Genomic DNA, 26,613 nt, shown 5'->3' with positions numbered 1-26,613 from the left:
ACGCACCCTTCAGGCCGTGGTGGCAGCAGCCGGCCGGGGTCGGGTCAGAACCACGAGGATCAGCGCCAGGACGACGAAGCCGACCGCGACGAAACCAAGCGGATGCAGCAGTTCGCGGGCGAACAGCAGCCCGCCGATGGCGGAGCCGACAGCCTGGCCGACATAGAGGACGGAGGTGTTGAGCGCGACGGTCGCCGATGCGAGCGGCGGCGCAGCCGCGACCAGCCGCACTTGCTGCATCGAATTGGTCGAGGCAAAGCCGAGGCCCCAGATCGCGACCGCGAGCGCCATCAACACCAGGCTCCCCGCGCCGAGCGCCCAGCCGGTGATGCCTGCAAGCAGCAGGCAGGTGAACAGCAACGACGCCCGATAGGGCCCCCAGGTGTCGACGATGCGGGTCGCGATGACGACGCCGAGGAAGCCGCAAACACCGTAGATGCCGAACACCATGCCGATTGCATCCGGGCTCGCCTCGGTCAGCTTCTTGAGCAGCGGACCCATGAAGGTGAACACCACGAACTGCCCGGACATTTGCAGCATCGTGATCGCAAGCAGCAGCAGGATCGTCCTGCTGCGGCCGACCGCGCTCCAGGTCTTCAGGTCAACAGGCGTGCCCTTCAGGCCCGCCGGCAGGCGCAGCAGCAACAACAGGAAGCTGATGCAACCGAGCGCGCCGATCCCGCCATAGGCCGCGCGCCAGCCGTAGCGGCTGGCAATGAAAGTGATCAGCGGAAGACCGACGGCCGCAGCTAACGACCAGCCGAGAAAGATGTAGGCGATGGTGCTGCCCCGCCGCTTCACCGGCACGATCAGCGCCGCCGTGCCCGCAGCCTGCGGCGTGTAGAGCGCGCCGACCGCCAGCATCAGCAGGCGAATGATGAGGAGACTTGTGTAGTCAGGGGCAAATGCCGAGCCGAGATTGCCGAGGGCCAGCACCGCCAGTGTCGTCGCGAGCAGCGTCCTGCGGTCGATGCGGCTGGTGAGCCAAGCCGTCAGCGGCGAGCCGATGCATAGCGTGACCGCACCGAAGGTGATCAGCAGCCCGGCCGCGTGAATGCTGACGTCGAGCCCCGTTGCCAATTCCGGCAGCATCCCCGCCGGTGCCAGCACCGAGCAGCCGGTGACGAGATTGCCGAGCATCAGGGCGGTTGCGGTGAAACGGCCGGCGGCGGGCGGATTTTCCATGCAAGTGCATGTAGAGCAGGCCTGCGACCAGTTAAAGGGCGCGTTGCGAAATAGTTGGAGCATCGCCCAAGCTTTTGCGCGCGACTTTCTTGGAAATGCCGGATTGCACAGGCCGAATCGCCTGATATATCGCTCTTTCCCGCTTACCTGCGCTCGTTCGCAGGAGTGAGCCTCAGGAGAAAAGCATGACCGACCAGCCCAAATCCGAATCCGGCTTTCAATACAGCCTCAGCAATCTGAGACCCGTGACCCCGCCCGAAAAGATCACCCTCACCTTCCCCGACGGCGCCCGGCGCGAATACGCCAAGAGCATCACCGGCCTCGAGATCGCCAAGGGCATTTCGCCGTCGCTGGCCAAGCGCACGGTTGCGATGGCGCTCGACGGCGTAGTCGCCGACCTCGACGATCCCATCGAAGCCGATGCCAAGATCGAGCTGATCAACCGCGACGATCCGCGCGCGCTCGAGCTGATCCGCCACGACTGCGCCCACGTGCTCGCCGAAGCCGTGCAGACGCTGTGGCCGGGCACCCAGGTCACCATCGGTCCCGTGATCGAGAACGGCTTCTACTACGACTTCTTCCGCAACGAGCCGTTCACGCCGGAAGACTTTGCCGCGATCGAGAAGAAGATGCGCGAGATCATCGCGCGCGACAAACCCTTCACCAAGGAAGTCTGGGATCGCGAGAAGACCAAGCAGGTGTTCCGCGACAAGGGCGAGGCCTTCAAGGTCGAGCTGGTCGACGCCATTCCCGGCACCGAGCCGATCAAGATCTACTACCAGGGCGACTGGTTCGATCTCTGCCGCGGCCCGCACATGACCTCGACCGGCAAGGTCGGCAACGCCTTCAAGCTGATGAAGGTGGCCGGCGCCTATTGGCGCGGCGACAGCAACAACCCGATGCTGACCCGCATCTACGGCACGGCGTTCGCGAAGCAGGAGGACCTCGACGCTTATCTGAAGCAGATCGAGGAAGCCGAAAAGCGCGACCATCGCAAGCTCGGGCGCGAGCTCGACCTCTTCCACTTCCAGGAAGAAGGTCCGGGCGTCGTGTTCTGGCACGCCAAGGGCTGGACCATCTTCCAGCAGCTGATCGCCTATATGCGCCGGCGCCTCGCCGGCGACTACAGCGAGGTCAATGCACCGCAGATCCTCGACAAGTCCTTGTGGGAGACCTCGGGCCATTGGGGCTGGTATCGCGAGAACATGTTCGCGGCGCAGTCGGCCGGCGACGAGGCCGAGGACAAGCGCTGGTTTGCGCTGAAGCCGATGAACTGCCCCGGCCACGTGCAGATCTTCAAGCACGGCCTGAAGAGCTATCGCGACCTGCCGTTGCGCCTCGCCGAGTTCGGCGTGGTGCATCGCTATGAGCCCTCCGGCGCCATGCATGGCCTGATGCGCGTGCGCGGCTTCACCCAGGACGACGCGCACGTCTTCTGCATGGAAGACCAGCTCGCCGACGAGTGCCTCAAGATCAACGATCTCATTCTGTCGACCTACGCCGATTTCGGCTTCACCGGCGACCTCACGGTGAAGCTCTCGACCCGGCCCGAGAAGCGCGTCGGCACCGATGCGATGTGGGATCACGCCGAGCGCGTGATGGCGACGGTGCTGCGCGAGATCCAGTCGCAGAACAATCACATCAAGACCGAGATCAATCCGGGCGAAGGCGCCTTCTACGGGCCGAAGTTCGAATATGTGCTGCGCGACGCCATCGGCCGCGACTGGCAGTGCGGCACCACGCAGGTCGACTTCAACCTGCCGGAGCGGTTCGGTGCGTTCTACATCGACCATGACAGCGGCAAGAAGGCGCCGGTGATGGTGCACCGCGCGATCTGCGGCTCGATGGAGCGCTTCATCGGCATCCTGATCGAGCACTATGCCGGCAACTTCCCGCTCTGGCTGTCGCCGGTGCAGGTGGTGGTCACCACCATCACCTCGGAGGCCGACGAGTATGCCAAGCAGGTGCTGGAACAGGTCCGGCGCGCGGGGCTTCGGGCCGAGATCGACCTGCGCAACGAGAAGATCAACTACAAGGTCCGCGAGCACTCGCTGGCCAAGGTTCCGGCGCTGCTCGTGTGCGGGAAGAAGGAGGCCGAGACGCAGTCGGTCTCGGTCCGCCGGCTCGGAAGCGACGGCCAGAAGGTGATGACGACGGTGGAGGCGCTCGCCGCCCTCGTCGACGAGGCCACCCCACCGGATGTCCGGCGGGCGCGCGACGCGGCCTGATCGCTGAAATCGATCTAAACTCGCTTTCGGTTGCGGGCGTGCATGCTTATCTCGGCATGGCACGCCCGACGACCAGCCGAAGAGGACATCGCAGTGCCCGACGCCATCGAACTCCTGAAAACCCGTCGCTCGGTCAAGCCGCGCGAGATGACCGGGCCCGGCCCCTCCCCCGCCGAGCTCGAAACCATCCTCACCATCGGTGCGCGCGTGCCCGACCACGGCAAGCTCGCGCCCTGGCGCTTCATCATTTTCGAGGGTGACGCCCGCGAGCGGGCCGGCGAGGTCATCGCGAAGGTCTTTGCCCGCAAGAATCCGGACGCACCGGCGGCGAACATCGAGACCGAGCGCAAACGCCTCACCGACGCGCCGCTGGTGATCGGTATCGTCAGCTTCACCAAGCCGCATCCGAAGGTGCCGGCGTTCGAGCAGGAATTGTCGGCCGGCGCCAGCGTCATGAACATTGTCACGGCCGCGACCGCGCTCGGCTACGGCGCCTGCTGGCTGACCGGCTGGTTCGCCTTCGACCGCGACGTGCTGGACGGCCTCGGCCTCAAGCCGGACGAAAAGCTCGCCGGCCTCGTCCATATCGGCACGCCGACCAAGCCCAGCGAAGACCGTCCGCGGCCGTTCCTTTCGGAAATCGTGACGCGTTTTTAATCGATGTATTGTTGACGCCTCCAGCGTCTTGCGGCTTTGATCCCGGCGAGGGAGGAAGCCCGGATGAAGCGTCGTGAATTTCTGGTCGGGGCCGCGCTGCTGGCCGGCACGATGGGGCGCAGCCGCGCCGCCGACATCCCTGCCCCGTCGGCCGACGGACTTGAGCGCATCACCGCGTATTTTGACAACGAGTTGGGAAGCGGCCGGCTGCCGGGCGCCGTGATCCTGGTCCAGCAGCACGGCAAGCCGGTGTATCTGAAGAACTTCGGCGTGCGCGACACCAGGACCGGCCTCGCCATGACGCCGGATACGATCTTCGCCATCCACTCGATGACCAAGCCGATCACGTGTCTCGGCGCGATGATGCTGATCGACGAAGGCAGGCTCGCGCTCACCGACCCCCTGTCGAAATACGTCCCGCTCTTCGCCGACACCAAGGTGGGCGCGGAGCCGGAGGGCACCTCGAAGGTCGAACTCGAGCCGCCGATCCGCCCTGTCAACATCGAGGATCTGCTGCGGCAAACCTCGGGCATCAGCTACGACTATATCGGCGCCCCATGGGTGATGCAGGTTTACCAGGCCGCCAATATTTTCGAGGGGCCCTTCAACAACAGGCAATTCGCCGACCGCATCGCCAAGCTGCCGCTCACGCGCCAGCCCGGAACGCTGTGGCGCTACGGCCATTCCACCGACGTGCTCGGCGCCGTCATCGAGATCATCTCGGGCCAGACGCTGTATGAATTCCTCAAGCAGCGCATTCTCGATCCGCTCGGAATGAACAGCACCAAATTCGTGCTGAAAACGCCGGAGGAGCGCGCCCGGATGGCGCGGCCGCTGCCGAGCGACCCGGTCCTGCTCGCCGGCGAGCGCGACCGCCTCGACCATCCCGAATGGGAGTCCGGTGGCGGCGGGCTGCTCTCGACCATCACCGACTATCAGCGCTTCTCGCAGATGCTGCTCAATGGCGGCGAGTTCAAGGGCAAGCGTTACCTCAGCCCCGCCGTGTTCAAGGCCATGACGACCGATCACGTCGGGCCCGGCTCCGGCGTGGGACGCGACTATTTCTATTTCCCGGGCGACGGCTTTGGCTATGGCTACGGCATCGGTGTGCGCACCGATCCCGGTAACGCGAAGCCGCCGCCGGCCGGATCGATCGGCGAATTGAAATGGGACTCAGGCAGCGGCACCTATTTCGGCGTCGATCCCAAGCTCGACATGGTCTATCTCCTGATGCAGCAGACCCAGAACGAGCGCAGTCGCATCACGCCCGCCTTCAAGGAACTGGTCTACGGCTGCTATCCCGAAGGGTTACGCCGCCCGTGAGGCGCGCTGGCCGAAATCGGCCAGCAGCTTTGCGATCTCGGCGGCGGGCCGCGCCGCGCTGAACAGAAACCCTTGCACCTCGTTGCAGCCTTCGGCGCGCAGCCAGTCGAGCTGATCCTCGGTCTCGACGCCTTCAGCCGTCGTGGTGATGTTGAGGCTGCGGCCAAGCCCCGAAATGGCGCGCACGATCGCGACGCAATCGGGCCGCTGCGCCAGATCCTTCACAAACGAACGGTCGATCTTGATCTTGTCGAACGGGAAGCTACGGAGATAGCTGAGGCTGGAATAGCCGGTGCCGAAATCATCCATGGAGATGCTGACGCCGAGCTCCCGCAATTGATGCAGGATCGCAAGATTGGCATCGGTCTCCGCCAGGAAGATCGACTCGGTGATCTCGAGCTCGAGCCGCTTCGGCGACAGGCCGGACTGCGCAAGCGCGGAGATCACGACCTGGACGAGGTTGCGGCTGCGGAATTGCGCCGGCGACAGATTGACCGCAACCTTGACATCGACAGGCCATTTCACCGCTTCTGCGCAGGCTTCGCGCAGCACCCACTCGCCGAGCTGGGTAATGAGGCCGATGTCCTCGGCGACCGGAATGAATTCCGCCGGCGAGATCATGCCCTTGTCGGGATGACGCCAGCGCAAGAGCGATTCAAAGCCGGAGATGCGGTCGGACGCGATCGACACCAGCGGCTGGTAGTGCAGCTCGAACTCGCCATTGGCGAAAGCGCGGCGCAGATCGAGCTCCATGTCGCGGCGCTTCTGCGCCTGGAGGTCCATCTCGCGCTCGAAGAAATGGTGCACGCCGCCGCCGTCGGACTTCGCCCGGTACAGCGCCATGTCGGCATTGCGCATCAGCTCCTCCGACGTCGTGCCGTCGCCGGGCGACAGCGCGATGCCGATGCTGGCGCCGATCACCATCTCCTGGCCGTCGAGATCGTAGGGCGCCTTCAGCATGTCGATCAGCAAGGTCGCGCAGGCGCTGGCTTCGTTCGGCGAGACGTCGGCTGCCAGAACCACGGCGAACTCGTCGCCGCCAAGCCGGGCCGCGAGATTGCCGCCGCGGACCGCGGTGGTGAGGCGTTCGGCAACTTGCTTCAGCAGGCGATCCCCCACCGGATGCCCGAAGGAATCATTGATGTTCTTGAACAGGTCGAGATCGATATAGAGCACGCCGACCCGTTTTCCGCCGGCCTGGTCGAGCGCCTGCTTCAAGCACTGCTGGAAATGTTCGCGGTTCGGCAGATCGGTGAGCCCGTCATGGTGCGCCATGTGGGCGATCCGCGCCTCGGCCTTGCGCCGCTCCGTGATGTCGACCACCGCGACCAGATAGCCGTCGCGATCGTCGAAGGCGACGCGGCGGCCGAAAGTGAGCACCTCGATCTCGCTGCCGTCGGCACACAAATGGCGCCAGTTGCGCGAGGAATGATAGGTGTCGCCGATGCGTTCGAGCGCCTCGGCGTGGCTGTCCCACTCGTCCTCGGGCCAGATCTCGTGCAGCTTCATCCGCAGGAAGGTGGCGCGGCTGTAGCCGTAATGCTGGACCGCGGCATCGTTGACGCTGAGGAATTCCTTGGTCTGTGCCTCGAACACCCACATCGGCATCGGGTTGTTGTCGAACAGCAGGCGAAACGATGCGTCGCGCCGCTTCAACGCGGTGACGTCGGAGATCGTCAGCGAGACCAGATCGGCGAAGGCGGTGGCACTGAGCCGAAGGTAACGGTCCGTCGTCTTCGATCTCGAGCTGCTCGCCGCGGCCGCCGGAGACGACCTTGAGCAGGAAGTCCATGATTTCGGGCGCGGCCAATAGCGTGTTCCCCTCGCCGATCCGCCGCCACAACAGGCCCGCGCTCGCGACCTTCAGCAGCGCACCGGCGCTCTTGTTGTGATGCACGATCTGGAGATCGAACGGCTTGCCTGCGGCATCGCGCAGCGTCGCCAGCGAAACCACGGCGTCATCGGTCGACGAGAAGATCGCGTCCAAGAGATTGTATTGCGCGCCGCGCTCGTTGATGTAGGCGCCAACCAGCGTGGCGCCCCAGCGGGAGGCGGTCGGCAGCGCCAGCACATCGTAGGTCCGGACCATGCCGTCGCGCACGCAATGCGCGCTGGCCTGGTGCGGACGTCCGTTCTCGAGCGCGCTCGCCACAGCTTCCGACAGCGCCGTGGCGCAATCGGGCGAGAGCTCGGCGACCGGGATATCCCAGCGCTCCTCGCCGAGCCATTTCTGCACGTAACGCCCGCTGCGCGACAATTCGAGCGCGCCATCGTTCTTCAGCAGCGCGATGTGGTCGGCGAGCCGTCCGAGGCTCCCAAGCATCACGTCCTCATAGCGCGGCAGCCGTTCGCCCGGCTTCAACGCGGCACGCCATTTGCGTTGAAGCACCGGGATGTCGTCAAACATTTCGGCGGCCGGTTTTCCCGGCATCTTCTTCGCGGCAGTCATTGCAGTCCCCAACGCACTTTCCCCGCGCATCCAATGCAGCCGCGCTTAATGCCGTGTAAAAAGGACGCAGCCGCGGGTTCCATTCGGCGATTATGACAGTTTTAAGTCAGGTGTTGGTTAGTGCGCGTTAGAGACTATGACAGTTGCCTAAAATGCGATGCGTGCGCGTGAGAGTGAAGTTATGCTGCACAGCTGCTTCATCCTCGTCATTGCGAGCGCAGCGAAGCAATCCAGACTGCCGCCGCGGAAAGATTCTGGATTGCTTCGCTGCGCTCGCAATGACGGAGTGCGCAGGAGCCGCGCCCGCCCCTCTCGAGTCCCGGACGCGACGCAGCGCGTAGCGGTGCGGCGCAGAGCCGGGACCCAGCAGATGACACAACACACTGACGCATGGGCCCCGGCTCTGCAGCGCATCACTTCGTGCTGCGCAGCGTCCGGGGCACGAGAGCGTCGTTGAGTGACTGACATGGGCTCGCATCCTCGCGGCGCATTTCGCCCGAGCTTTGCCTGATCGCCTCACCCTCGAATGAAAGAGGGCGCAGGGAAGACCGGGAGCCCGCTGGCACCCGAGGTCCACTGTGCGGAGTTGTAGTGAGAAGTCTGCACAGCGGCATACAGGTGTAGCCAGGACATCCCGGCCTTCCCTGCGCAGGGAAGAATTCAAGAGCAAAAAGCACAATTAAATCAATGGTATGCGGTTGTCGTGTTTACATTTCTATCGCGATCCGGTGAACGATCCGGCCGCGAAAATATATATGAATGCCTATCAAGCCCTGTGGATGGCGGCGGACGTGATGGTCAAGCTACGATCAGCAGATGGCGAATCCCATGTCCAAGATCCTGCTCGCACTGGCTGCACTCGCTGTTCTGGCGACCGACGCCTCGGCTGACCTGCTGAGATGCAAAATCGAAGGCTTCAGCGACAGCATTTTCATCACGTCTCCACCCGACACCAATCAGAACGACGGTCAATACGCGCGGATCGGCATCTCCCCCGGCATCGGAAACAGAGCTTTCGCTTTCGCCGACCGCATGGGCGCTCACCTATTCGTTTAATTGAATGCTGACGGTACGCCCGTTGGGTTGGACGGTTCAGAAGGATATGCGCGTGGTCAATTCACGTCAGTCAATCGATCCTTCGGGCATGGTGTTTGCGCCATCCCAAACTGTGGGCGTGTGTACTCGATGCGAGTCGCTAAAGGCCTGTTCGTCACGATGACCAAGAGATATCGCACTCCTCGCGTTCGCGATGATGATGACCGAGCGTCGGCGCAATCGCCGCTTGCCGTCGCCAAAAAATACAGCGAAGCCGCATTAACCAGCTACGGCTTGTCCAGCGGCGAGCCCGCCAAAAATGGCTTTTCGAAAATGCGCCGACAAGTGGCGCTAAGCCTTTAAGCTCGTCGGTCAACAGATGGATGCAAATCCGGCGCTCAAAGAGGCACAAGAAACCTGCATCAAAAAATCAGGTCCATCGTCTTGCCCAGCACCGCTGCCGTCGATCGTCCATCTGATGAACGCAGTACAACGGACCTTCCAAAATTACACTGTGACCAAAGTCTTCGACATCCGCGCCAAGACCGCCGGGAATAGGATTGGCGCGCAGCTCGTCACAGCTCTGTTCTGATGCCAGAATGACCTACCCCGTCAAGATCACCTTCGGCGAGATGCGCGAGATGGGCGTCCGCGGCGTGCTGATCTACTGCCGCGACTATCGCTGCTCGAACCACACCAAAGCCAATGCCGACCACCGACGACGTCAGGCTGCCCGATGTCAGCCCAAGTTTGTCTGCACCGCCTGTGGCCAACGCGGCGCCTAGATCCGCCCAGATTTCGGGCCGGCCAAGATGGGCAGCGGTTCGGTGTCTGAAGTTGGCGAGCGCAATGTGGGTGGCTTTTTCGACGACATCGAGCGCATCGCCGCGCCGTTCGATGCGACCATTATCGACGCGGGGATGGTGCGAGGACCTAGCGCTGTTCTGCCTCCCGGCGTGGCCAGGCGCAGCACTACAGTTTTAGGCTGACGGCGCCTTTGCGTTCGTTGCCTAGTCTAGGGGCTCAGCTTCGCCGCAGACAAACCAATTGCGGGGGCGGAAAACCGCTGAACGATGCTAACCTATTGATTGGGAGTGCGGTTCCGAGCCCGCAATCGTCAAATTAGCCTGTCGCGCCTCTGGTCTTCAAAACTGCGCACGAATTTTTCTGCGATGTCAGTCGCTTAAGGCCATAGCGAGCGAGTACCGCAATCATCAGCGGTTTTTTCCCGAAAGCGCGCATGACCGCCGCATCGCCGGCGTCTTTCGCCCGTTGATCATCGCTGGTCAGAGCGCCTTCGAGCAACTCGCGGTGCCGTTGTTAGAAGGCGAGCGCCTGGAGGCCATCAACGCGGTATTCGAGTTTCTCTTTCATAAACTGAAGTGCGGCATAAGCCGCAAAGCCCCTGCGCATGAGAAGTATGTGCGCAAAAAAACCTTTATTAATCAATGTGATGCGACTTTAGTGTCGTCATTTGTGTCGCGATCCGCCGGGCGACCGATAGCTGTGCATAATTCTGCGATGCGCGCCCATGCAATGGTTGCTTGCACCCTGATTTCGCCCTGCGCTGTGGTTGCAATTTCGGGGCAACTCGCTCGCGTCACAGGGACGCGCGCTGGTGCGTCTGCGGGCTACGCGCGTCATTCGATGCGCGACGGGGCAGACACGCACCACGGGGCGTCCCTGCACAGTCAGTGTGTCGGAAGCCGGACAGACAGAAATGCCATAGGGATATAGCTTGAGGCATGGCGGGACTGCTGGCCCGTCCATAAAAGGACGGCCCCGGCCATTGCCACCAGCCCCGCAATGCTGGGGCCGCTTCTTCAGGACCCGTCGCGGCACTTAATGATTGCCATCTACCATAACGGGTCAGCGGCCACCGCAGGGGATGCGGCTGCAATGACAGATCAGTCCCACGAGAACCCGCAGGACTTCCGTACCCTCGTTCGCATAGTCTCAGCTTGCACGTTGGGCCTCTGGGCATTTGCAGCAGGTTTGCTAATCGGGGTCTTTCTATTTTAGAGATAGAGTGTCTGCCCCTGCCGCCGAATTTTTTTGGCGCGCGTACATTCTAGTCTAAAGGTCCCAGCAATTCCTCATAGCGTCGCTCGATCCGGTCGTAGCAATCGCACGCGACCGCGTGGAGGCCGTTCACGTCTAAAATGGAAAGCCGACCTCTCCCGACCTGTATGAGACCGGCGTTCTGTAGGCTGCGTTCGACCAGATTGATGGTCGTGCGCTGCACTCCGAGCATCTGCGCAAAGAATTCCTGGGTCAGCGGAATATCGTTGCTACCTAGCCGTCTCCTGCACTGCATGAGCCAGCGCGCGGCCCGGCTCTCGACCTGGTGCGGCGCTTGGCATGCGGTCGATTGCTGTGACTGCGCCAGCAAGGAAAGGTCGAACGCCAGCACCGACCAGGGCGCAACCGCCGAGAGACGAAATTGACTGTCGTCCGTCATTTAACGGCCGAGAATGTCTCGGCAGGACGGGTCCGAAATGCCGTAGACGCCAGATCGAAACCTCGTTTTAGTGGTCGACGACGACCCCGGAATGTTAAGGGGAGTAGAGCGTCTGCTCCGGCGGCACGGCTACGAACCCATCCTGTTTTCGTTCGCGCAGGCTTTCAAGAGCCACACCGATTTCGAAAAGGCGGCTTGCGTCATCCTCGACATCAACCTGAACGACGGGTTAGGGATCGAGCTGAGACATGGTCTCAACGAAGCAGGGATTTCCGTGCCCGTGATCTACATGACCGGCAATGAGGACCCTGCCGTTCGCAGATCTGCGGTGGCCTCCGGCTGCATCGCGTTTTTAACAAAGCCCTTCTCGTCGCAATCGCTCATTGAGCCGCTCAAGAGAGCATCGGCAGGTTAGTGATAGGCTCGATCAGGCTCAGCTTGCCATTGCTTTGGGGTCCTTCCCCAGAGGGAGATAAATGGGGGGACCGCGCAACGGCACGTCGTGAAGATATTTAACCCGGGTGTTATCCAGATTGCGTTGCGGAGGCGGTGCTGCCTAAGAATGGGCCGGGGCCTTCGAGGTTTGCCCTTACGAGCTTGGGCGTCGGGAAAACTCGGCAAAAGCCGCGATGTTCCTGGCGCCGATCCGGTCGGCAATCGAGCCTTGTCCCTGCCCGGCGGGTGTGAGTTCCGACAACCGTAGCGAGCAGATTGCGGACGAACTATTCCCAGCGACCACTCAGCTTGGTTCGCGCGGCGATCGTCGTCTCGATTTCCTAAATCATGTCCCGGAGCCGTTCGGCAAGCCGTCCGAATAGGGCACGCGTCTGCCTGTCTGGCGCAGTTCTCGCCAATCGGCCGCAATACTCTGCCTCCGCCCGAAACTTATCGAGCTGGGCCATCAGTTCTTCCATCCCGCGACGTCCCACCCAAGCGATCCAATGGGCGGAAGATGTAGCGCCCAGCGACTGGGCCGGACACTTGGGAAATTTCCCAGGGTGCGAGCTCTACGCTTGCGCGGCAGAAGAAAGATTGCGGAGGCGGTTGCCGTCTAAAAAGGAACCCCGGCTTTGGAGCATGAGCCGGGGCCTTGAGGCTGCCCTCACGGCTTGAGGGTAGCCGGAAAACTTGGCAAAAGCCGCGATGTTCCTGGCGCCGAGCCGGGACCCACGTCACGGGTCGATGCTGCGAGACAAACCGCGTGTGTTTCATGCCGCGATGCCGCTACCCGATATCGGTCGCTCCCCTCGCGCCGAGACGAACCGTAACGGCATTTTTCTCTCTCGTGGCTGCAATCAAGTGCTTTACCGCCGCACTCCGACGCGATTGACGCCGCCATTTGCATTGCCACCGGCGTTATGACGGACTGCAGCGCGCGCCACCGGACGGGGACTGAGCACGACGCCAGCCCGGGCAACGCAACCAGCCGGGTATGCAGTGTACTGGCAGTACACGACCGCATTGGCTGGGGACGGATTGAGTGTGAGACCTGAAAGGCCTAACAGGGCGCTAGCGGCAATCCCGGCAACTGTCGCTGACTTGATCGAAAGACGCCTTCTTGAATGCTGCATGGCGGACCTCCTTCTTCTTGCGTCACTGATAAGGTGACGGGAGCCGCCTCAGGCGGCTGAACATAGCGTGAGCGCCAGAGGATCGCTGACATTGACCTAGATCAAGGGAGGGCCTGTGCCGATGCGTCGCTCCCGTTGTGACGCTGGCGCGCTCGGCGTGCTGATGAAGCGATGACGTGGTGTCGTCCGCCATCGGTTGCCAGTCCGCACCCGGGTTGGCGCGCTTTAAGTCAGTCGCTCTGACGATAGCGATTAGGCCGAAACGGAATGTCGTCGATGTACGGTCGCACAACCCGCTTGGTCTTGAGCATGTCGCGCCACGCATAGGCATAAAACGCGATCAAGACAGATACGAAGGACGTCCACAACAGGATGATCCACTTCATCTGCGTCCTCCTCTCGATGTAGGCGAGCAGATAGCGTCTATGCGTATCGGAACCCAGTTTGGAGGTGCTTGCGTTAGATCAACACTCGGGCTGATTGTGGCGTGGCCTACGCGACGGCACGAGCGCGATGTTCCTAGCGCGCCAGAATAGCGGAAGCTGGATATCGACCCGGTCCCCGTACCGGTCCAGAAACGCCTCTAGCGCGCCGGGAAACTTTCCAATTTCGGACGCTTATTTGAGCAGTGCTTCGCGCGCCGACCTCATGAGAAGCGTAATGTCGGCCTTCGAGATTGCGAAGCGGGCCGGATCGACCGGCCGGCGAGCGGGGGTTCGCCTATCCGCCGCATGAGCCATTCGCGAAATTCCTGCCGCTCAAGGCGCAGCGCCGCCCGCAGGCCCGATTGGAAGAACCGCTCGCGCTGCTGCGGGTTGAGCCGCGCCCAGCCCTGCATCGTGGCCTCAAACAGATCACGCGGCATCTCGCGACCTTTCAACAACGTGGTGGCTGTAACACGGGCGATGTTAGAGCCAACAAATCGGATAGGTCGAGGCGGTTTGTCGAAATCTCGTAGCCACGTCTTTCGCCGAGAGCCGGGTTTTCAAGTCCAAAATTGGACTTTCGCGCACCGCCATGCTGCGCCTCCGGATTAATCCGGGCATAGGCCATTGCGCGCTGGCCCGCCGTCATGTGGCGGCGCGGCGATGGCTTGATCCAGATCAGAACCGAGATCAGCGAGGCGCGCAGAGTTGTAGTGAGCGGGGGCGTAAGAATGAAAGCATCGGAGGGACCGATGTGGCCCATGGAAACCTCTGGAAGCCTGATCTTTATCGGATTGGTCGCCGTGATGGTCGCAGTCGCGGTGATGCTGGCGCTGGCGTGATCGTTGATGACCGGCGGCACTGGTGAAGCAAATCCGGCGGCAGGCTATCGACGTACAGGCGGTGCGCAATATGGCGCATGTCGAGCGCCCAGGCGCTGATCTTTCGTCGGTCTTCTTCGCGGCGGTCGCTTGATCGTTCACGCCTGCTGCGGGCGGCGACCCGTCAATGACGCGACCTGCGGCTTTGCCGTTGTCAGCGCGGGTTCCATTGACACCCGTTTGCCGTACACCGGTCCCTACTTGCCCACCTTCAAATGCAAACACCGCCCCAACTCTGGTTCCGGGTCACCTATGCCAACTGTGAAAGACCGTGCGTCCGCAATCCTCGGCGAGTACCAGCAAGCCCAGACAGAGGTTGTCGGCAAGGCCGTGATCCTCTCCGACGGAACGGCCGAGACGGTCGAGAGCGTTTGGCTAGACGATATGCACGGACTGCGAATTTCTATTGTAGGCCACTTTGGGAAGTGGCCTGTCTCCACCATCAAATTCATGCAGCCGGACTGAAAATTGGATTTTAGCTGCGGCGAGCGGCTTAGGCGCGACCGAGACGATCCTGCGCGCGCTCAGCAACCTGCCGATGCGGCTCTGCCTAGCGTTCGTTTCCGCATGTAAGGGCTTTGCTCGGAGACGCGTTTTTGTTCGGGATTGGCCTTGATCTCTTGCACAGTACGCAGACGGGCCGGGTTCTCCGGATTGCCCCAGAAGGCCCAAACGGTCGCACCGACGGTCCCGCCGGTTATAGCCAAAAGGTCCCGCCTCATTGCGTTCTCCTGTTTTATTGGCTCGTTCCGGACTGACAAAGCGCTAAAATCGCTCGGGCCGCAACCCGCGACTTCCAGTTTTGGACCCATAGCGGACCTGCCAAACGTATTCAGACAATGACGCTTTTGACCCCAGCAGCGTCGCTGGGTTGACTTTTGTTCTGGCGTCGCTCTGGTACCGGGTGCACACTGGTTCCGTCACCGCACGGCACCGTGCTTTGCTCGGTGATGAGAACGCCGGTTGCGCTCCCGCCCAATTTCGTCCTCGCACATTAGAACGATGCGAAGCTCGATATGCCCGTCGAGGCCCATGATATGTGCGCGGTACTCTTGCATCTGCTCCCTACGCGCCCAGTCGGCCTGATACGGCCTTATTGCTCAGGGGGTTGCAGACCTGACGACGTCAGCCATTCGTCTATATTAGAAGCGGTTTCGAGCTGGCGCAGTCTGCGTTCTAGAAGATCACGCTGCGATCCTGGCTGCGTATTTTCCAGCTCCGCTATGATGCGGGCTCTTTCCACGTTCAGATTGTCGTCAATGTGGGATTGTGTGCGTCGTCCCATGGCACTCTCCTGTCCCTGCGTGAACCGAAGCCAAGAAGCGCGCCAGATCCTTGGCTGACGGCTTCGACGTAGAGCTGTGGTGTCAAGAGCGAAAGGTCGCGGAATTTAAGAGTGAGTAGCGGCGCCTCGGTCGGCGGCCCTTCGTTGTGCCCGTCACGTCATCCACCGCAATCTGTAGCGGCTTGCCTGTTCCGCGTGGCCCGGCGATCTTGTCTCGTATGGGCACCAAGTCACGCGAGAGGATTTACGGCGCGTCCGTCCGGGCGGCGGCAGAACGCGCGGCCGAAGCGCGGAAGGAGGCCGACCGGCTCGCCGTCGCGGCGTGGAACGCGCGCATGCTCGGTTTCCAGGGTCCAGCGCAGCCGTCGTCCAAGCTCGGCGATGCGCTCAATGCCGGTTACCGCTACCTCGAAGTCCGCTGCCTTGGCTGCGACACCAACCAGACGGTTGCGCTCGACATCGTGCGACGACCGAAGGCAACGCCGGTCCATGAACTGGAACGGTACATGCGGTGTAAGGACTGCTCGCAAGTCCGGGGCTATCCCTACAAGCGAAGCCATCTGGTAGCGCTGCGGGCGACCAAGATCAGCGCGAGCGATCCGCCCTCGACGTGGTGGCCGGGCGAGCGATGATGCAGCCCTTCCGATTTACACTACCTCTGGCCCTCATAGCAGCCGTGCTTTCTGGTTGCTATTCAGATCAAACGCTAGCTCTCGCTACGTGCAGGGACAACGCGGAAAGCCGTGTGGACCGGTCTACTGGCGATGTGGCACAGATGGAAATCTCGGACGCGATCGCGCTTTGTATGGAAGCGTCAGGGTATGAGCGGATTGAGGAGGAATGCCCAAAGTCTTTTCGAACTGCCGGTGTTGTTCGAGGCAGGACGTACGAAGAAACCAGTCGAAAAATCAAGATGCTTGAAAATATGCAGAAGAACGAACCCTCCTGCTACGCACCAATCAAGTGGTTTGGAAAGGCAATGCGCAGGCTAGAAAAAGCATTATCGCTAGCTCCGTCCTACAAGTAGCCTGCATGTGCAACCTCTTGTCTGATTGCGGTTGCTGGCACAAGGGTTCAGCTCGTTACCGACAGCCTGCGAGGCTCGCTCTTGTCTACGAGGTCGACGTTCATAGCCGCCTCACGATGGTAGTCCGAAGATCGGGAGCTGCTATCTATTAGGCGCGTGCTGCAGGCACAGAGGTTGCAGCGCAGTCACCCCGACCTCGTCCTCGCAGGACGTCGTCCCGCCTTTTCGGCGGATCCGCTGAATTGCTAATTGATCATGCGGTCGCCTCCTCGCGGGTCCATCGGAACTCGCTTCCATCTGCCCAGATCCGATGCATCACGATCGCTAATTTTCGTGCGACTGCTACGACCGCTCGGCGAAGGCCGCGTCGCTTGGCCACCCTTACACCCCAAGCTTTCAATGCGGACCAACGCTTGGTGCGGGTTAGAAGTGCAAGCGCGGCCTGATAAAGTATGGTCCTGAGCATCACATCGCCACACCTCGAAATAGCGCCATTCCGATCGGTTTCCCCAGATGCGTATTTGCGTGGCGTAAGGCCAAGATGCGCGCCAACATCGCGGGAGCGTTGAAAGCGATCCGGGTCATCAATGGTTGTTAGAAACGTGATTGCCGTCAGTGCACCTACGCCCGGTATCGTCATGAGCCGCTGACATGTCGGTTCGCGGCGTACTATTTCAAGTACCATCTTGTGCAGGACGCCGTACTGTTCACGCAGCGCGGCTCGAGCCACAAGCATTGGGCGCAGCATCGCCGCGAGTCGTGGATGGCCATCTGTGAGTTCATTAGTCTGCTGCTCAAACCTCGCTTGAGGTATACGACCAGATAGCTTTAAGCCGAAGATCGCGTAAGACGCCGCGAATTTCGTTCTCGATATCGATCTGCTTGATCAAAAGCGTCTTGCGATTGTTGAGAAGCATTCGTAGCTCCTGGCTCACGTCACCCTTGATATGAACAACGGTGTACCAGCCGACCCGCATTACCTGTGCAATGGCGCGAGCGTCGTTTCGATCGGTCTTAATCGGCATCGTCTTAGTCACGCCACGCAGTCTTCGGGGATCGATGCAGACTGCGTGTAAGCCGGCAGCACGCAGTTCGCTGTACAGCCAACGAGCGAGACCACCAATCTCAATCCCGATCTTGACAATGGGCAATCCGCTTTCGTTGAGCCAGGCAACAATAGCCTCCGGTTCCGAAAGTGCCTTGCCCTCGCGAATGACGACGCCATTCTCGTCCACAACACAGATAGCCGTCTCCTTTAGCGAAACATCCAGACCGACATAGTGCTTCATGTTCCCGCTCCTGCTGCCACCGGCTCGCCGGCTTCCCTTCCAGGCTGAGCCTTTCGAGCAGCAACCGCAATCACCCCATCTACAGCATCACGACCAATCAAGCCGCCATTGCTGCGCTGTTCCGCGTCGTCAACCGCTATGTCGGCAATCTCGCGCCGATGCCCGGCGTGTTCCCGGATTATCCGGCGCCCGTCGTGCGCAACACGGACAACGGGCGCGAGTTGAGCATGATGCGATGGGGCATGCCGCCGCCGCCCCCCAGGCGGGCCGCCGGCTACCAACATGCAACACGTCGTCACCGCACTGGCGCGGCTGGCTCAAGCCGGAGAATTGCTGCTTGGCAACCGCACTGAAGAAGGGGGACGGCCTGTTGATCCGAAACGGACCTCATCGCCAACGCCGCGTTCGCGACCCTGCCAGGTTCCTTGATTTGTCCGCTATCGGACTGACAAAGCCCGGGAAGGGTTTTATACTGTCGAGCGGAAATTCGTTGAATGCGCCGATATGAAAAATCCGTTAGACGAGAAACCGACCGGCAAAGAGTCCAAACTGTCCCGTACCGATCAGGCCCGGGAAGTCGCCGAGGAATATGCCGATGATCTGCGCAGGATCATCAAAAAGCTGCTCAAGATGCTCCCGCGCTCGCAGAACCAAGACAGCCCTTCCGGACTTAGCTGATATCGTTAGGTCGTTCGCTCGCGACCGAATAACTGACGATGACTGAGGGCGCGGTCGCTCCCGGAACAATCGGGAGGCTTTCGATGATTTCCGTCAAAGAGTGAAAAACATACACAGCCGAATACAAAATTCTGGGACGCGAACCGCATATTCCTGCTCGCCGATCCACTGTGCTACTTGGCATCTCACGTAGTTCGACGGCTGGCGCACCAACTTGAAAGCCTGACGATGGTAGTCAAAGACGAACAGAAGTAAGGCCGCCGCAGGTGGCGGCAGTTGGCGATCTAAACTATCTCAACCGCCATATCGCTTCCGGGTTTTGCGTGGTCATCGTCCAATCGAAAAATTCTGCGCGGCGCTAAACCCGATACGATAAGCCACTCGTCAGGCTTATTCCCCTCGCCAATAACCACCGTAGCATCCTGATCGGGCAGCGCTTGAAGCGCCTGCACAAGTTCACGAACTTTCATCTGCCATTCCCCTCTCAGCTGGAGGCCGCCTCAGGCATCAAAGAAAGCATAGTGAGCCTGCTGATACTGGCGAGCCCAAACCATCGATTGAGTGATGGTCGCACATGCGCGATACGGGTTTGGTCGCCCATACCAAGCAGCACCTGAGAGTGGGAGGTGAATTGAGATAGATCAATGGTGGAGGATCAACGCCGAGAGGCGGCCTCGGCGAAGACACCCGCCACAACAGCGACAACACGCCTCTTTCATCGGGCTAAGCCTGCGATGTCGCCTTTTGGCCCTGCAGAGACTTGCCGACCTCCACGGTGAATGTCCGCGTTCTAGGGGCGGTCTCAACTGATCGACGCAACACTTTATCTTAGAGGAAAAGATGGAGTGTTGGATGGAACGGAGATTTCATAGAGGTTTCACTGCGGCAGAAAAGACGGAGTTATGGGACCGGTGGAAGCGCGGGGAGTCACTGAAGGCGATCGGGCGAGCTTTTGGTAAGCAGTCATCGTCGATCTATTTTCTAGTTGCTCCGCATGGAGGGTTTCGTCCTGCGGAGCGGCGTCGCTCCAGGCTGGCATTGACGCTTGCGGAACGCGAGGTGATTTCCAGAGGCGTTACGGCACATCAATCGGCCCGGTCGATCGCCAAATTACTTGGCCGCTCCCCATCGACGGTGAGCCGGGAAATGAGCCGCAATGGCGGCTATGACCGCTACCGGGCGACACTTGCGGACGAGAATGCCTGGGCACGATCCCGTCGTCCAAAATGTTGTAAGCTGGCGACCAATCCGCGGCTTCGGCAGGCAGTGGCAAGGAAGCTCAGATTAGATTGGTCACCCGAGCAGATAGCCGGTTGGCTGAAGAGAACGTATCCTGAAGACGAGTGTAATCAGGTGTCACACGAGACCATCTACCGCAGCCTGTTTGTCCAAGCGCGTGGCGTGCTCAAGAAAGAGCTGCATAGTCATCTTCGATCGAGGCGTTCGATGCGCCGCTCTAGGCCGGTTGATCCGAATGGCGATAGACGGGGACACATGAAGGATGCCGTCTCAATCCGTCAGCGACCGGCTGCGGTTGAAGATAGGGCTGTGCCTGGCCATTGGGAGGGCGATCTGTTGTCCGGGCCGAACAACACCTACATCGCGACCTTGGTCGAGCGTCAAACGCGTTACGTGATGTTGGCCAGGGTGGCAGGCAAGGACACCCGGACTGTAGTCAACGCGCTCATCAAGCAGGCGAAGAAGCTACCTAAAGAGCTGTATAAGTCCCTGACCTGGGACCGGGGCAAGGAACTGACGGATCATCGGCGCTTTACGATGGCGACCAACATCGATGTCTATTTTTGCGACCCGCAAAGCCCGTGGCAGCGCGGGTCGAACGAGAATACCAATGGCCTGCTCAGACAGTACTTTCCAAAGGGCACCGACTTGTCGGTGCATTCGCAAGCCCATCTGAACAAAGTGGCTCGTCAGCTAAACGAACGACCACGTGAGACCTTGCAATTTGAAACGCCAGCAGAGAGATTTAATGCCTGTGTTGCGTCGACCGGTTGAGCCGGCCAGGGCAAAGCGGAAAAAAATATACTCGCACTGAATTCTTCTCAGTTTGACCCTGAGCGCGCGCTCGGCGAGGTTTCACTCCCCTTTGCCCCGGGGCGGGGCAGCTGGTCTCTCCCCCTAGAATTCCCAGTGGTCCGTTTTGGCGCGAACTGCGCAGGCTTTCTGGCCTTAACCTGAGTTAGTTTAGGTCATGGGCAGTGAGGCACCAACTGACGCGGCCTTAGTCGTCCCGGCCTAGTTCGCTTTTGAGCCAACGCTTTGTTCTCGGTTTCATTGGTCCTCCCAGCGCCTTGTAGACCAGTTTGCACTTAGGACATTCAAGCGTGCGCAAATCGGGACCAGCAAAGCTGGGCTCGACACCGACCAGCATCATGCAAATCTCGCACTTGGGGCAGCGAGACCGCTCGATCATGCGAGCGGAATGAGATTCCGGCATGTGATGCACTCCCTACGATCAGGGTAAGCGCTGTTTCGGTCCCACCTTCCATTGAAGGCGTCGAGCGAGGAATGATCGATCTCTGATTGGAGATCGGCTTGTGTCTAAGCTTGAACATATGCTTGAGCCCAGGACCTCGGTTCGTCTGGTCGAGGTCATCACGGAGAGCGGCCGACGCCGGCAGTTCTCGGCCGACGACAAGGCGCGGTTCGTCGAGGAGACGCTGGCCCCGGGAGCCGTGGTATCGGAGGTCGCGCGGCGGCACGGATTGTCGCCGCAACAGCTGTTTACGTGGCGCCGGCAAATGCGACAGCCGGTTGCGATCCCTGTGGCTCCCGAGCCGCAGACGTTCGTGCCCGCTGTCGTTACCCCATCGTCCACGCCGCCGGAGCGCTCACCGCGGCAGCGCCGACGCCTCCGGAAGGCGCTCGAGGGCGCCGAGAACAGCAGCATCATCGAGCTCGAGATCAACGGCGTCGCGGTCCGGGTCGGCCGCGGCGCGGATGCCGCGACGATTGCGGCCGTGATCCATGCGCTGAAGACCTGCACGTGATCGGTCCGACGGGCGCGGTGCGGGTGATGGTGGCGACCAGGCCGGTCGACTTCCGCAAGGGTGCCGAAGGGCTCGCGGCCCTGGTGCGTGAGAGCATCCAGGCCGATCCGTTCTCCGGCGCCGTGTATGTGTTCCGCGCCAAGCGCGCCGACCGGGTAAAGCTGATCTATTGGGACGGCACGGGTGTGTGCCTGTTCGCCAAGCGGCTTGAGACCGGTTCGTTCTGCTGGCCCAACGTGCAGGACGGCGTCATTCGCCTGACCGCGGCGCAGCTGTCAGCCTTGCTCGAAGGACTAGACTGGAAGCGCGTCCACGCCGCGCGCGAGACACCGTCGCCGATCCAAGCGAGTTGAACTGCGGCACAGTGAATCAGTATGCATGTCGCGCTCGCGGGATGCCGCGACGCATGGTGTAATCGCATCATGGCGACGACGGCCGACACGCTTCCGGACGATCCCGGCACGCTCAAGGCGATGCTGCTGGCCGAACGGGCGCGCGCCGCGCGGCTCGAGCAGATCATCAAGGAGTTGCAGCGTCATCGCTTCGGCCGCCGGGCCGAGACGCTGCCGGAGGACCAGTTGCTGCTCGGCCTGGAGGAGGTCGAGCAGGTCGAGGCGAGCAGTGATGCGGCGACCGATGCAGCCAATGCTGCCGAGCGATCGAGCCGAGCCGCACGGCGCCGCAGGAACAGAGGAGCGTTGCCGGCGCATCTGCCGCGGGTCGAGATGCTGGTCGACCTCGACGATCACGCCTGCCCGTGCTGTCAGCAGGCGCTGCACCGGATCGGCGAGGATGTGAGCGAACGACTGGATATCGTCCCGGCCCAGTTCCGGGTCCTAGTCGTAAGGCGGCCGAAGTATGCCTGCCGGGCCTGCGAGACCATGGTACAGGCACCGGCGCCAGCGCGGCTGATCGAGGGCGGGCTACCGACCGAAGCCACCGTGGCGCAGGTACTCGTCGCCAAATATGCCGACCATCTGCCGCTGTATCGGCAGGCTCAAATTTACGCCCGCCAGGGCCTCGAGCTGGATCGCTCGACCCTGGCCGATTGGGTCGGGCGGGCAGCCTTCCTGTTGCGGCCGGTGCATGAGCGACTGCTCGCGAGGCTGAAGCAGTCGCCAAAACTATTTGCCGACGAGACCACCGCCCCGGTGCTCGATCCCGGACGCGGCCGCACCAAGACCGGCCAGCTCTGGGCCTATGCCCGCGACGACCGGCCCTGGGGCGGCACGGACCCGCCCGCCGTCGCCTATGTCTACGCTCCCGATCGCAAGGCCGAACGGCCGATCGTCCACCTCGCGGGTTTTGCCGGCATCCTCCAGGTCGACGGCTATGCCGGCTATCGGGTCCTGGCCGAGCGCGGTGACGTAGAACTGGCGTTCTGCTGGTCCCATGTGCGCCGGCGCTTCTACGAACTCGCCGCGGCCGGTCCCGCACCGATCGCCAGCGAGGCACTCGAACGTATCGCCGGGCTCTACGTCATCGAAGCCGAGATCCGCGGCCGCACCGCCGACGAGCGTCGCGCCGTCCGCCAAGAGAAGAGCCGGCCGATCGCCGACGAGTTCGAACCCTGGCTGCGCGCCAAGCTTGGTCTGATTAGCCAGAAGACCAAACTCGCGGAGGCCGTCCGATATGCGCTGTCGCGTTGGGACGGGCTGACGCGCTTCATTGCCGACGGCCGCGTCGAGATCGATTCCAACGTCGTCGAGCGCGCTATCCGCCCAATCGCGCTCAACCGCAAGAACGCCCTGTTCGCTGGCTCGGACGGCGGCGGCGAACACTGGGCCGTCATCGCCTCACTGATCGAAACCTGCAAGCTCATCGGCGTCGAACCCCACGCCTATCTCGCCGACGTCATCACCCGCATCGTCAACGACCACCCGAACAGCCAGATCGACGAACTGCTACCCTGGGCCTATCTCGCTACCCAAGAACGCTGGCGCGTGGCCTGAGAACATCGCTTACCGATCAGGCGGGAGCGCAACACTCTCAGTCACCGATAACAGCCGAGGGTGGGGCGGTGATCAGGTATCCTACACCGGCAAAGATGGCGGAGAGCCGACGTAAAAGTGCAATCTAGGACACGATTTCCAACTGATGCGGCCAATGTCCGAGCCCTCGGAGATGACCCAGCCGGCTCGAACCGAGCGCCGCTTTCCTGCATAGAATACCAACCGTACTACAAAACCCCATACGTCAGTTAAGTGCCCCATAACCGGCCGCTGATTTCCTCAGCGGCTCAATGATCGCTCGGCAAAGGATACTAGGTGCGCGACGGATTGGACCTGCATTTTCTTCATGACCATGTGGCGATGAGCCTTAATAGTACGTTCGGTGCAACCTAGCGCGCAGGAGGCACGCTTGCTGGTGTTGCCGCTAACGATCAGGTCGAACACCTGTCGTTGGCGCGGCGTCAATGCCGCGAGACGAGCATGAGCTACGTCCGACTTGATCTTTAAGTCGCGCGCTGCGTCATGCTGCGCAATCGCCCGCTCAACGACCTCAAGAAGTTGCTTCGATGTTATGGGCTTGATCAGAAAGTCAAGCGCACCCGCCTTTATCGCCGCCACCGTTGCCGGTATGTCGGGATAATCAGCAACGAAGACGATTGGCAGGGTCGCGCCGAGTTCGCTCAATCGAGACTGAAGTACCAGGCCACCCAATCCGGGCATTTGCGCGCTGAGGAGAAGGCAACCTGGGGCACTTTCGCGCGGCAAGTAATCCAGCAGATGCTGAGAAGAATTGTAGGTCGCAATCGCATAACCGGCGCACCTTAAACGGCGTTCTGTCGCTGTCAGGAAGGAGGCATCATCATCGAATATATGCACGAGCGCAGACCGCAGATGCTGGGCGGAACGGGGCTCCGGATCAGAATTAGGATCCTGTTGGTTCATGTCGCGCCAGACAGTTCAGGCGGGAGCATGAAGCACTCTCAGTCACCGATGGATGCCTAGGCGGGTCGATGATGAGATTAAACTAGCTCTGTCCGATACCCGACACAATGGGCGAACAGGGGCCGGAGGGACAGTGTCGCTGCTGAGGTCAGCCAAGCTGCCCCTTTTCGTTGCTCGATGCAGCTCTTGTGGACTAGCGCGATTGATTTCCCGCGATGGCGAGGCGATGTTGGACTGCCTTCGGCTTTGCCTCTGAAAGCCAACATGACACGGGTTCAAGCGACCTTCGGCTAAGGGCCAACTCTAGACCATACCGGCTTCGGCCTGCTTTCTCTCATCGACGGAGCCGCGAAGCAAGAACACTCGGCGAAACCTACGGACCGACCGTTAACTCCCGAAGTGTCGCCATCAATTGAGTGGGATCGTAGGGCTTAGGAAGAAAGCGCCCGCCCTCAGGCAAGTCGTCTGCTCGTACGTCGACGATCCCCGAAGTCGCGACGATCTTGATCGGGGGCCAGCGCCCTCTGACCGCAGCCGCCAGTTTTAGGCCATCCATGCTGCCCGGCATTTGAATGTCCGTGAACAGAATGGTGATGTCCGATCTGGCTTCAAGAATCGAAATAGCTTCATCCGCGTTCGATGCTTCGATCACATCGAACCCGGCATCTTCAATGATTTGAGCCGCATGTAACCGGATCAGCAGATCGTCCTCGACGATAAGGACCACCGGCCGCCTCGCTGCGTGTGCAGAACTCATGGGCCCGTCCTTTATCCAAGACATCTAAACAAATGGCCGCAGGAGCAAACGTTCCTGGCTCAGCGAAGATATATGTCCGGGACCGGACAATTATTCTTCGATTCAATATCCGGCCCCTTGCCCCCATCTAAGCGATAGGCATTGCGGGACAATCAGATCGTTGCACGTCGACTGCAAACGCAAGATTTGGCGCAAAGCACGGTACCGGACGGACAATCCGTATAGTTCGTCACTATATAGAATTCTTCCCGCGAGGACCGCCTTCGGAGCGGCGTCCACCTTCCCCCCTGCGAGAAACGGCCCGACCGATCGGGCAGGATATCGCAGTGCACATCAAAAATTTAGGGCGTCCGTTGGACAATAAGTTGCTTGCTGCTCTGCCGCGCCACCAATTCGATTTGCTGGCGCCCAATCTGACCACCGTTTCGTTGCAGCAGGCCGAAGTCTTGGCTGAGCCGGGTGATGAGTTCGATCAGGTCTACTTCCCCCAAAGCGGAATGCTCTCGCTCCTTGCCGTGCTGCGAGACGGCAAAGCGATCGAGACGGCGACGGTAGGACGTGAGGGGGTTGTCGGCGCGATGGCTGGATTGGGGCTCTATAAATCCCTCGTTCGGGTTGTCGTTCAGCTCCCGATGATGGTGAGCAAACTTCCTGCTTCACAATTCAGAAAAGCCGCGGCTCAAAGCGAGGCGGTCCGAAATATGTGTATCCAGTATAATGAAGTGCTTCTGTCTCAGGCGCGGATCACCGCGGCCTGTAATGCCCTACATGCCGTCGAGGCGAGGTTCTGCCGCTGGTTGTTGCAATCTGCAGATCGCGCCGAAAGCAATACCGTGATGCTGACCCACGAATTTCTTGCCGAGATGCTTGGAGTTCGCCGTACCTCGGTCACAGAAGTTGCGAGCAAGATACAGGCTACGGGGGCCATTAGCTACACGCGCGGGCAAATTACGATTCTGGATCGATCCGCTTTAGAGAGAATGTCCTGTGAGTGCTATCAAACACTGGTGGACCAGTCGGCTATTCTAATCTAGGCCAGCCTTGCTGCGACTCTGATCTCTGCCCGGCGACAAAACTTGCCCGCCTCCTCAGAGACGGACTTACTGCCTGCTTTTAATTTCTGCGATCTTTCTATCTTGGTGCCATACCTCTATGTCGTGGTCGTCCACGTACTGCTCGGCATGCTTTTTGGCTGCTTCATCGTCTTTAGACCAAAACTCGATGCGGTCCTTTATGTGACCATCGGGTCCCATGACATATGCGCTGTAGTCTCGCATCGCCCCCAGCGAAAAACTTTAACAGACCCTAGGATGATAAAATTATCACTTCGGCGGCTGCAAATCCCGGCGACGGTAGCCATTAGTGCATGTGTGAGGCCGTTTCGGCTTGTCGCGCTCGGCGCAAAAGCAACTCGCGGGCCGTACTGCCAGGAGGTTGCTCTTCGGCCGCTTCCGTAAATC

The 26,613-nt window shown here is 60.9% G+C and carries 25 protein-coding genes and 3 pseudogenes; 17 read left to right on the top strand and 11 right to left on the bottom strand.

The window, feature by feature from the left end; translation table 11 throughout:
* Nucleotides 1–9: 9 nt before the first annotated feature.
* Nucleotides 10–1,185 (bottom strand): MFS transporter, encoded by a 1,176-nt coding sequence (locus ACVJ5M_RS19645; protein ID WP_354098562.1) that lies wholly within the window; start codon nucleotides 1,183–1,185, stop codon nucleotides 10–12.
* Between the two features lie 185 nt (nucleotides 1,186–1,370).
* Here ACVJ5M_RS19645 and thrS point away from each other — a divergent pair, with 185 nt between their 5' ends.
* From thrS to ACVJ5M_RS19630, 3 genes are all read left to right on the top strand, one after another.
* Nucleotides 1,371–3,413, top strand: coding sequence for a threonine--tRNA ligase (gene thrS, locus ACVJ5M_RS19640; protein WP_354098563.1), 2,043 nt, complete (start codon nucleotides 1,371–1,373; stop codon nucleotides 3,411–3,413).
* A 93-nt stretch (nucleotides 3,414–3,506) separates the two neighbouring features.
* The gene (locus ACVJ5M_RS19635; RefSeq protein ID WP_231142212.1) at nucleotides 3,507–4,070 is read left to right on the top strand and encodes a nitroreductase family protein; all 564 of its coding nucleotides are present in this window, start codon (nucleotides 3,507–3,509) and stop codon (nucleotides 4,068–4,070) included.
* Between the two features lie 63 nt (nucleotides 4,071–4,133).
* Nucleotides 4,134–5,393, top strand: a complete 1,260-nt coding sequence (locus tag ACVJ5M_RS19630) for a serine hydrolase domain-containing protein (RefSeq protein WP_354098564.1) — start codon at nucleotides 4,134–4,136, stop codon at nucleotides 5,391–5,393.
* Here the strand turns inward: ACVJ5M_RS19630 and ACVJ5M_RS19625 are convergent.
* A pseudogene (locus tag ACVJ5M_RS19625) lies at nucleotides 5,379–7,842 on the bottom strand (putative bifunctional diguanylate cyclase/phosphodiesterase). The gene ACVJ5M_RS19630 and the pseudogene ACVJ5M_RS19625 overlap by 15 nt on opposite strands.
* An 828-nt stretch (nucleotides 7,843–8,670) precedes the next feature.
* Here ACVJ5M_RS19625 and ACVJ5M_RS19620 point away from each other — a divergent pair.
* The 4 genes from ACVJ5M_RS19620 (at nucleotide 8,671) to ACVJ5M_RS19605 (ending at nucleotide 9,866) form a co-directional block, all read left to right on the top strand.
* Nucleotides 8,671–8,898, top strand: coding sequence for a hypothetical protein (locus ACVJ5M_RS19620; RefSeq protein WP_354098566.1), 228 nt, complete (start codon nucleotides 8,671–8,673; stop codon nucleotides 8,896–8,898).
* 358 nt (nucleotides 8,899–9,256) lie between these two features.
* Nucleotides 9,257–9,469 carry a hypothetical protein gene (locus ACVJ5M_RS19615; RefSeq protein ID WP_354098567.1) on the top strand — a complete coding sequence of 71 codons (213 nt, stop codon included), beginning with the start codon at nucleotides 9,257–9,259 and terminating at the stop codon, nucleotides 9,467–9,469.
* 7 nt (nucleotides 9,470–9,476) lie between these two features.
* The gene (locus tag ACVJ5M_RS19610) at nucleotides 9,477–9,662 is read left to right on the top strand and encodes a hypothetical protein (RefSeq protein WP_354098568.1); all 186 of its coding nucleotides are present in this window, start codon (nucleotides 9,477–9,479) and stop codon (nucleotides 9,660–9,662) included.
* 27 nt (nucleotides 9,663–9,689) lie between these two features.
* On the top strand, nucleotides 9,690–9,866 hold the full coding sequence (locus tag ACVJ5M_RS19605) for a hypothetical protein (RefSeq protein WP_354098569.1): 177 nt from the start codon (nucleotides 9,690–9,692) through the stop codon (nucleotides 9,864–9,866).
* Between the two features lie 1,082 nt (nucleotides 9,867–10,948).
* Here ACVJ5M_RS19605 and ACVJ5M_RS19600 read toward each other — a convergent pair.
* A complete protein-coding gene (locus ACVJ5M_RS19600) occupies nucleotides 10,949–11,338 on the bottom strand; it encodes a Crp/Fnr family transcriptional regulator (protein ID WP_354098570.1) in 390 nt (129 codons plus the stop codon).
* Nucleotides 11,339–11,408: 70 nt separating this feature from the next.
* Here ACVJ5M_RS19600 and ACVJ5M_RS19595 point away from each other — a divergent pair, with 70 nt between their 5' ends.
* Nucleotides 11,409–11,753: a response regulator gene (locus ACVJ5M_RS19595; protein ID WP_354098571.1), complete on the top strand. Its 345-nt coding sequence runs from the start codon at nucleotides 11,409–11,411 to the stop codon at nucleotides 11,751–11,753.
* A gap of 889 nt (nucleotides 11,754–12,642) precedes the next feature.
* Here ACVJ5M_RS19595 and ACVJ5M_RS19590 read toward each other — a convergent pair.
* From ACVJ5M_RS19590 to ACVJ5M_RS19575, 4 genes are all read right to left on the bottom strand, one after another.
* Nucleotides 12,643–12,909, bottom strand: a complete 267-nt coding sequence (locus ACVJ5M_RS19590; RefSeq protein ID WP_354098572.1) for a hypothetical protein — start codon at nucleotides 12,907–12,909, stop codon at nucleotides 12,643–12,645.
* Between the two features lie 230 nt (nucleotides 12,910–13,139).
* Nucleotides 13,140–13,295 (bottom strand): hypothetical protein, encoded by a 156-nt coding sequence (locus tag ACVJ5M_RS19585; protein WP_354098573.1) that lies wholly within the window; start codon nucleotides 13,293–13,295, stop codon nucleotides 13,140–13,142.
* A 260-nt stretch (nucleotides 13,296–13,555) separates the two neighbouring features.
* Nucleotides 13,556–13,774 carry a hypothetical protein gene (locus tag ACVJ5M_RS19580; RefSeq protein WP_354100402.1) on the bottom strand — a complete coding sequence of 73 codons (219 nt, stop codon included), beginning with the start codon at nucleotides 13,772–13,774 and terminating at the stop codon, nucleotides 13,556–13,558.
* An 11-nt stretch (nucleotides 13,775–13,785) separates the two neighbouring features.
* On the bottom strand, nucleotides 13,786–14,196 hold the full coding sequence (locus ACVJ5M_RS19575) for a hypothetical protein (protein ID WP_354098575.1): 411 nt from the start codon (nucleotides 14,194–14,196) through the stop codon (nucleotides 13,786–13,788).
* A gap of 271 nt (nucleotides 14,197–14,467) precedes the next feature.
* Here ACVJ5M_RS19575 and ACVJ5M_RS19570 point away from each other — a divergent pair, with 271 nt between their 5' ends.
* Both ACVJ5M_RS19570 and ACVJ5M_RS19565 read left to right on the top strand, forming a co-directional pair.
* A complete protein-coding gene (locus tag ACVJ5M_RS19570; RefSeq protein ID WP_354100404.1) occupies nucleotides 14,468–14,680 on the top strand; it encodes a PRC-barrel domain containing protein in 213 nt (70 codons plus the stop codon).
* A gap of 1,038 nt (nucleotides 14,681–15,718) precedes the next feature.
* The gene (locus ACVJ5M_RS19565) at nucleotides 15,719–16,132 is read left to right on the top strand and encodes a hypothetical protein (RefSeq protein WP_354100403.1); all 414 of its coding nucleotides are present in this window, start codon (nucleotides 15,719–15,721) and stop codon (nucleotides 16,130–16,132) included.
* Nucleotides 16,133–16,780: 648 nt separating this feature from the next.
* Here ACVJ5M_RS19565 and ACVJ5M_RS19560 read toward each other — a convergent pair.
* Nucleotides 16,781–17,816 (bottom strand): annotated as a pseudogene (locus tag ACVJ5M_RS19560) (IS110 family RNA-guided transposase).
* A gap of 77 nt (nucleotides 17,817–17,893) precedes the next feature.
* On the opposite strand from ACVJ5M_RS19560, the pseudogene ACVJ5M_RS19555 reads away from it, so the two are divergent.
* Nucleotides 17,894–18,156 (top strand): annotated as a pseudogene (locus ACVJ5M_RS19555) (SOS response-associated peptidase); the annotation flags it as partial.
* A 164-nt stretch (nucleotides 18,157–18,320) separates the two neighbouring features.
* Nucleotides 18,321–18,494: a hypothetical protein gene (locus ACVJ5M_RS19550; RefSeq protein ID WP_354098576.1), complete on the top strand. Its 174-nt coding sequence runs from the start codon at nucleotides 18,321–18,323 to the stop codon at nucleotides 18,492–18,494.
* Between the two features lie 284 nt (nucleotides 18,495–18,778).
* Here ACVJ5M_RS19550 and ACVJ5M_RS19545 read toward each other — a convergent pair whose 3' ends face one another.
* Nucleotides 18,779–18,964, bottom strand: coding sequence for a hypothetical protein (locus ACVJ5M_RS19545; protein ID WP_354098577.1), 186 nt, complete (start codon nucleotides 18,962–18,964; stop codon nucleotides 18,779–18,781).
* A gap of 382 nt (nucleotides 18,965–19,346) precedes the next feature.
* Between ACVJ5M_RS19545 and ACVJ5M_RS19540 the strand changes: the two genes are divergently transcribed.
* The 4 genes from ACVJ5M_RS19540 to tnpC all read left to right on the top strand — a co-directional run bounded on the left by ACVJ5M_RS19540 (nucleotide 19,347) and on the right by tnpC (nucleotide 23,454).
* Nucleotides 19,347–20,507 carry an IS30 family transposase gene (locus ACVJ5M_RS19540; RefSeq protein WP_354100742.1) on the top strand — a complete coding sequence of 387 codons (1,161 nt, stop codon included), beginning with the start codon at nucleotides 19,347–19,349 and terminating at the stop codon, nucleotides 20,505–20,507.
* A 542-nt stretch (nucleotides 20,508–21,049) separates the two neighbouring features.
* Nucleotides 21,050–21,502 carry an IS66-like element accessory protein TnpA gene (gene tnpA, locus ACVJ5M_RS19535; RefSeq protein WP_144030647.1) on the top strand — a complete coding sequence of 151 codons (453 nt, stop codon included), beginning with the start codon at nucleotides 21,050–21,052 and terminating at the stop codon, nucleotides 21,500–21,502.
* The gene (gene tnpB / locus ACVJ5M_RS19530) at nucleotides 21,499–21,855 is read left to right on the top strand and encodes an IS66 family insertion sequence element accessory protein TnpB (protein WP_007606730.1); all 357 of its coding nucleotides are present in this window, start codon (nucleotides 21,499–21,501) and stop codon (nucleotides 21,853–21,855) included. Before tnpA ends, tnpB begins: the two co-directional genes overlap by 4 nt.
* Nucleotides 21,856–21,924: 69 nt before the next feature.
* Nucleotides 21,925–23,454: an IS66 family transposase gene (tnpC, locus tag ACVJ5M_RS19525; protein WP_283018506.1), complete on the top strand. Its 1,530-nt coding sequence runs from the start codon at nucleotides 21,925–21,927 to the stop codon at nucleotides 23,452–23,454.
* Between the two features lie 279 nt (nucleotides 23,455–23,733).
* Here tnpC and ACVJ5M_RS19520 read toward each other — a convergent pair whose 3' ends face one another.
* A complete protein-coding gene (locus tag ACVJ5M_RS19520; RefSeq protein ID WP_354099204.1) occupies nucleotides 23,734–24,396 on the bottom strand; it encodes a response regulator transcription factor in 663 nt (220 codons plus the stop codon).
* Between the two features lie 373 nt (nucleotides 24,397–24,769).
* Entirely contained in the window at nucleotides 24,770–25,153 is a 384-nt protein-coding gene (locus ACVJ5M_RS19515; protein WP_354099203.1) for a response regulator, read from the bottom strand.
* Nucleotides 25,154–25,479: 326 nt separating this feature from the next.
* Between ACVJ5M_RS19515 and ACVJ5M_RS19510 the strand changes: the two genes are divergently transcribed.
* Nucleotides 25,480–26,187 (top strand): Crp/Fnr family transcriptional regulator, encoded by a 708-nt coding sequence (locus tag ACVJ5M_RS19510; protein ID WP_354099202.1) that lies wholly within the window; start codon nucleotides 25,480–25,482, stop codon nucleotides 26,185–26,187.
* The last annotated feature ends 426 nt before the right edge of the window (nucleotides 26,188–26,613 follow it).

The organism is Bradyrhizobium sp. S3.7.6 (assembly GCF_054061875.1).
This window is presented reverse-complemented; position numbering and strand designations above follow the sequence as displayed.